Here is a 5,662-nt window from a genome sequence, read left to right on the forward strand (position 1 = left end):
TCCGCCGCCCTCGACGCGCTGTCCGGCGCCCGGAGCTGGGCCGGTGACGCCTTCGCCGGCGCGGCGGCCGCCCGGCGCCGGGTCGGCGTCCTGGCCCCACTCGCGCCCACCCCGGCCCGTACCCACGAGTCGATGGACGCCCTCGCCATGGCCGCCGGCAACGCCCTCGGCGTGGGGGCGCTGGCGGATGCCCGGCGGTGGGGCGGACAGCTCGCCGGCCACCCGCTGCTCGCCGAGGCCGGCCATCACGCCACGGCGTGGCTGCTGACCGCGGACGCGTTCGCCGGGCACGGCGACGAGGTGCTCGCCCGCAGTACGCGGTTCCTCGACGCGTGGGAGCACAGTGGCCGCCGCCCGTCGCTGTCCCTGGGCGCCGCCGCCGCGTCGGTCGCCATGGTGCACGGCCTGCGCGGCGAGCACGACCGGCGGGCGGCGTGGCTGGCGGTCGTCGACCGGGCGGACACGGCACCCGAGCAGCACCGCCTCGGCTACGGCGCGGTCCTCGACGCCATGGTCCTGCTCCACCACGGGGACCCCGTGGCCGCGCTGGAACGGCTCGCCCCGGACCCCGAAGAGGTGTGGAAGTGGGTGTGCTGGATCTGGCTGCACTGGTACGTGGCTCTCCGGGCGGAGGCGTCGGTGCTCGCCGGGCACCCGGAGGCCCGGGCCCGGGTCGAGGCCGCGCGGAAGACGGTCGCCGGGAACCCGGTCGCCACCGCCCAGGTGGAGCGCGCACGGGCCCTGCTCGACGGTGACCTGCCGGGGCAGCTCGCCGCCGCGGCGGCCTTCGACGCGGCCGGCTGCCCCTACCAGTCGGCGCGCACCCTGCTCCTCGCCGGCGGCGACCACGCCACCACCGGCGAGGCCGCGCTCAAGGACCTGGGCCTCACGCCTAGCTCACCGCCTGCTTCACCAGCGCCGCGATGCGCGTCTCCACCTCGGGCGTGACCTCGGTCAGGGCGAAGGCGGTCGGCCACATCGTGCCGTCGTCCAGCCGGGCCGGGTCGTTGAAGCCGAGCGTCGCGTAGCGGGCCTTGAACTTCGCCGCGCTCTGGAAGAAGCAGAGGACCTTGCCGTCCAGCGCGTAGGCCGGCATCCCGTACCAGAGCTTCGGCGCGAGACCGGGGGCCGTGGCCGTGACGACGGCGTGGACGCGCTCGGCCATGATCCGGTCGGAGTCCTGCATCTCGGCGATCTTCGCGAGCAGGTCCCGCTCGGCCTCCGCCGCCTTGTCCGCCTTCGAGCCGCGCCGCGCCGCCTTCTTCTGCTCCTGGGCGTGCTCCTTCATCGCGGCGCGCTCGTCGGCCGTGAAACCCTCGTACGTGCCGTTGCCGGTGGCGGTCATGGTCACTCCCGTGGTCGTCGTGGTCGTGTGCACGATCGGCCGGTGTCCGGTGTCCGGCCCGACCGCTGTGTTCACAGCCTGTCGCGCCCGGACCGGCCACGCCTCCGTGCCGGCCACGGAAAGCACCACGGAGAAGGCCCCTGTCTCACACCTGGACCACCGGCTCCCGCGTGAACAGCGCCCCCAGCTCCGGGGCGTTGACCCGCCGGTCGGCCAGCCGCAGCCCCTCCCAGACGGTGACCTGGTTGGCGGTGAGGACCGGCTTGCCCAGCTCCTTCTCCAGGACCGGGATGTGCGCCGCCGTGTGCAGGGCCGTGTCCGGCAGGAGCACCGCCTCCGCGTCCGGGCGGTCGGCGGAGCGGGCCAGCGCCAGCACCTCGGTCTCGGTCCAGGTGCCGACCTCCGCGGCGGTGATGATGCCGGAGCCGACCACCGAGACGGCCTCCACGCCGCCGGCGCGCAGGAAGTCCGCGAAGAGCTCCGCCACGTCGTCCGGGTACGTCGCGCCGACCGCGACCCGGCGCACCCCGAGTTCCTTCGCCGCGTGCACGAAGGCGAAGGAGGTCGAGGAGGCGGGCAGGCCCGCCGTCCGGGCCAGGGAGCGCACCTGGTCCTGGGCGCCGTCCCAGCCGTGCACGAAGCTGCCGCTGGTGCAGGCCCACACCACGGCGTCCGCGCCGGCCAGGCGCAGTTCCGCCGTGCCCGCCTCCAGCCGCCGCGGCGAGCCCATCTCGCGCAGCGCGTCGACGCGGTGCGCGTCCTCGCCGATGTCGGTGTGCACCAGGTCCACTCGGATGTCGCTGCCCAGGAGCTGCTCGATGCGTGGGTAGTCGTCCTCGCCGGAGTGGCCCGGGTACAGGAATCCCAGTGCTGTCATGTCCACCCTTCCTGCTGCTGTTCCGTGCCAGGGACGTCCGGCGTCTCTGGCAGTACGGGGCCGGCCGGCCCCGGCACCGCGGGGCCGGTCCGCGCCGCCGGGTCGGTCAGCGCCTGGTACGGCCCCACGGCACGGGTACCCAGTCGGCGCAGCGCCGCCCACATCGTCACTTGGTTGGCCGAGATCACCGGCATCCGCAGCTCGGCCTCCAGCTGCGGGATGACGTCGTAGGTGGGCAGGTTGGTGCAGGAGATGAACAGCGCGTCGGCCGCCCCCGGGTGGGGCACGGCCCGGCGTGCCATCTCGGCCACCTCGCGGTAGGGGACCTTCCAGATGTGCCGGGTCAGCCCCATGAACGCGCAGCCGGTGACGGTGACGCCGCCCTCGGCGACGTACTCCTCCAGTGCCCGGGTCACCGACACGGTGTACGGCGTCACCAGCGCGACCCGGTGTGCGCCCAGCTCGGTCAGCGCGTCCAGCAGGGCGCCCGAGGTGGTGACGGACGGGACCGCGCCCGCCCAGGTCATCGCCTCGCACATCGCGCGCTCGCCGGCGACGCCGCCGACGAAGCTGCCGGACGTGCAGGCGTAGGCGACGACCTCGGGGGCGATGGCGTTGAGGGTGCGCACGGCCTCGCCGAGCGTCTCGTGCTCGCTGACCATCCGGGCGAGGTCCAGGCTCACCTCGACGGGCACGTAAGGGGTACGCGTCATGTGCAGGGAGACCTCGTCGGGCACCCACCGCCACAGCTCGCGGTCGAGTGCGAAGTCGAACGGGGCGACCACGCCGACGCCGCGTTGCGGAGCTGGTCCGCCGAGAAAGGAGATGTCCATGGCACGCACCGGCCTCACGCTGAGGAAGGGGTGGACAACGCACCGTACGCACGGCCGTGTTGACGAAGGTAGGTTCCGGTGCGAGCGTGGTCAATCCGCCCGCGTCACCAGCTGGTCAACAGCCGGTTAACTCCCCGTCGCCGGACCGACCGCCGCCCCTCCCCCGTCCCCGGAGGCACGCCGCCGATGACCCTGCCCACCCTCCTCGTCCTGGACGCCGAACCCCCGCCCCGGCTGGGCCGGCTGACCGGCCGGGTCCGGATCGTGCACGCGGACGAGTCGACTCTCGCCGAGCGGCTGCCGGACGCCGACGTGCTGCTCGTGTGGGACTTCCGGTCGCGCGCCGTGCGCCGGGCCTGGCCGGGCGGCGGACCGCGCCCGCGCTGGGTGCACACGGCGAGCGCGGGCGTCGACCATCTGATGTGCCCCGAGCTGGCGGACTCCGACACGGTGGTGACCAACGCGCGCGGCGTCTTCGACCGGCCCATCGCCGAGTACGTCGCCGCCCTGGTGCTGGCGATGGCCAAGGACCTGCCCCGCACGCTGGAGCTCCAGCGGGAGCGGACCTGGCGGCACCGCGAGTCGCTGCGGGTGGCCGGAACGCGTGCCTGCGTGGTCGGCTCCGGGCCGATCGGGCGGGCGATCGCCGGCACGCTGAAGGCCCTCGGCGTCACCACGGCGCTGGCCGGCCGGGCCGCGCGGCCGGGGGTGCACGGACCGGAGGACCTGGACCGGCTGCTGGCCCGCGCCGACTGGGTGGTGGCCGCGGCGCCGCTCACCGACGACACGCGCGGCATGTTCGACGCCCGCCGCTTCGGCGTGATGCAGCCCTCCGCCCGCTTCGTCAACGTCGGACGCGGACAGCTGGTCGTCGAGACCGACCTCGCGAAGGCCCTGTCCGAGCGGTGGATCGCGGGCGCCGCGCTGGACGTCTTCGAGCACGAACCCCTCGGCCCCGACAGCCCGTTGTGGGAGGTGCCCGGGCTGATCGTCTCCCCGCACATGAGCGGCGACACGGTCGGCTGGCGGGACGAACTCGGTGTGCAGTTCGTGGAGTTGTTCGAGCGGTGGGCGGCGGGCGAGCCGCTGCCGAACGTGGTCGACAAGAAGCGCGGATACGTGCCCGGACACTGAAACGGGAGGGTGCATGACCGACCTCACCGAGCTGACCGCCGTGCAGCTCGTCGACGGGTACCGCAAGGGCGAGTTCAGTCCCGTGGAGGTCACACGGGCGGTGCTGGAGCGGGCCGAGCGGATCCAGCCGGAGGTCAACGCGTTCGTCCGGCTGACCGGCGAGAAGGCGCTGGAGCAGGCGCGGCGGTCGGAGGAGCGGTGGCGGCGCGGGGAGCCGGGCGGGCGGCTGGACGGAGTACCGGTCACCGTCAAGGACATCCTGCTGATGCGCGGCCACCCGACCCTGCGCGGCTCCCTGGCCGTCTCCCCGGACGGCCCCTGGGAGGAGGACGCGCCGTCGGTGGCCCGGCTGCGTGAGCACGGCGCGGTGTTCGTCGGCAAGACGACGACGCCCGAGTACGGCTGGAAGGGCGTGACCGACTCTCCGCTCAGCGGCGTCACCCGCAACCCGCACGACCCGTCCCGCACCGCGGGCGGCTCCAGCGGGGGCGCGGCGGCGGCCGTGGCGCTGGGCGCGGGGCCGCTGGCGCTCGGCACGGACGGCGGCGGCAGCGTGCGCATCCCGGCGTCCTTCTGCGGGATCTTCGGCCTGAAACCGACGTACGGGCGGGTGCCGCTGTACCCGGCGAGCGCCTTCGGCACGCTGGCGCACGTCGGCCCGATGACCCGGGACGCGGCGGACGCGGCGCTGATGCTGGACGTGATCGGCACGCCCGACGCCCGCGACTGGTCGGCGCTGGGCCCGGCGCCCGGCTCGTACTCCGTGGCCCTGTCGGGCGGGGTGCGGGGGCTGCGGGTGGCGTACTCGCCCTCGCTCGGCGGGCAGGTGGCGGTGCGTCCGGCGGTGGCGACGGCGGTACGGCGGGCGGTGCAGCGGCTGGCGGAGCTGGGCGCGTACGTCACGGAGGCCGACCCGGACTTCGCGGATCCGGTGGACGCCTTCCACACCCTGTGGTTCAGCGGGGCGGCGCGGGTCGTACAGGGGTTGCGGGCGGCGCAGCGGGAGGTGCTGGATCCGGGGCTGCGGGAGGTCGTGGGGGTGGGGGCGCGGTACTCGGCGCTGGATTATCTGGCCGCGGTGGATGTGCGGATGGAGTTGGGGCGGCGGATGGGGCGCTTCCATGAGGCGTACGACCTGCTGGTGACGCCGACGCTGCCGGTGACGGCGTTCGAGGCGGGGGTGGAGGTGCCGGTGGGGTCGGGGCAGCGGCGGTGGACGGGGTGGACGCCGTTCACGTATCCGTTCAATCTGACGCAGCAGCCGGCGGGGACGGTGCCGGTGGGGTGGGACGGGGGCGGGTTGCCCGTCGGGCTCCAGTTGGTGGCTGCGCGGCATCGGGACGATCTGGTGCTGCGGGCGGCGCATGCGTTCTACGCGGCGTCGCCCTGTCAGTGAGCGGGGTGGGGGCTGGGCGGCGGTGGGTTTCGCGGCCCGGCGCTGACGGGGTGCCGCTGCGCCCACCCGTGCCGCCC

Annotated in this window: 5 protein-coding genes and 1 pseudogene; 3 read left to right on the forward strand and 3 right to left on the reverse strand. The window is 74.8% G+C overall.

Annotation, left to right across the window (positions count from 1 at the left end; all coding sequences use genetic code 11):
• Nucleotides 1–948, forward strand: a pseudogene (locus tag GTW67_RS02955) (ATPase); the annotation flags it as partial.
• On the opposite strand, the gene GTW67_RS02960 reads toward GTW67_RS02955, so the two are convergent.
• From GTW67_RS02960 to GTW67_RS02970, 3 genes are all read right to left on the reverse strand, one after another.
• Nucleotides 893–1,345, reverse strand: a complete 453-nt coding sequence (locus GTW67_RS02960) for an iron chaperone (RefSeq protein WP_161163224.1) — start codon at nt 1,343–1,345, stop codon at nt 893–895. The pseudogene GTW67_RS02955 and the gene GTW67_RS02960 sit on opposite strands and share 56 nt — an antisense overlap.
• Nucleotides 1,346–1,490: 145 nt before the next feature.
• A complete protein-coding gene (locus GTW67_RS02965; protein ID WP_161163225.1) occupies nt 1,491–2,222 on the reverse strand; it encodes a maleate cis-trans isomerase family protein in 732 nt (243 codons plus the stop codon).
• On the reverse strand, nt 2,219–3,055 hold the full coding sequence (locus GTW67_RS02970) for a maleate cis-trans isomerase family protein (protein WP_161163226.1): 837 nt from the start codon (nt 3,053–3,055) through the stop codon (nt 2,219–2,221). Before GTW67_RS02970 ends, GTW67_RS02965 begins: the two co-directional genes overlap by 4 nt.
• A 186-nt stretch (nt 3,056–3,241) precedes the next feature.
• Between GTW67_RS02970 and GTW67_RS02975 the strand changes: the two genes are divergently transcribed.
• Both GTW67_RS02975 and GTW67_RS02980 read left to right on the forward strand, forming a co-directional pair.
• Nucleotides 3,242–4,189: a D-2-hydroxyacid dehydrogenase gene (locus GTW67_RS02975; protein ID WP_161163227.1), complete on the forward strand. Its 948-nt coding sequence runs from the start codon at nt 3,242–3,244 to the stop codon at nt 4,187–4,189.
• 13 nt (nt 4,190–4,202) lie between these two features.
• Nucleotides 4,203–5,585: an amidase gene (locus GTW67_RS02980; protein WP_161163228.1), complete on the forward strand. Its 1,383-nt coding sequence runs from the start codon at nt 4,203–4,205 to the stop codon at nt 5,583–5,585.
• Nucleotides 5,586–5,662: the final 77 nt, after the last annotated feature.

The sequence above is a fragment of the Streptomyces sp. SID5910 genome (genome assembly GCF_009862125.1).
Taxonomy (GTDB): Bacteria; Actinomycetota; Actinomycetes; order Streptomycetales; family Streptomycetaceae; genus Streptomyces.

Excerpts from the sequence above, each read along its gene's own strand:
- GTW67_RS02960 (WP_161163224.1), bottom strand. The coding sequence starts at position 1,345 with ATGACCGCCACCGGCAACGGCACGTACGAGGGTTTCACGGCCGACGAG.
- GTW67_RS02965 (WP_161163225.1), bottom strand. The coding sequence starts at position 2,222 with ATGACAGCACTGGGATTCCTGTACCCGGGCCACTCCGGCGAGGACGAC.
- GTW67_RS02970 (WP_161163226.1), bottom strand. The coding sequence starts at position 3,055 with ATGGACATCTCCTTTCTCGGCGGACCAGCTCCGCAACGCGGCGTCGGC.
- GTW67_RS02975 (WP_161163227.1), top strand. The coding sequence starts at position 3,242 with ATGACCCTGCCCACCCTCCTCGTCCTGGACGCCGAACCCCCGCCCCGG.
- GTW67_RS02980 (WP_161163228.1), top strand. The coding sequence starts at position 4,203 with ATGACCGACCTCACCGAGCTGACCGCCGTGCAGCTCGTCGACGGGTAC.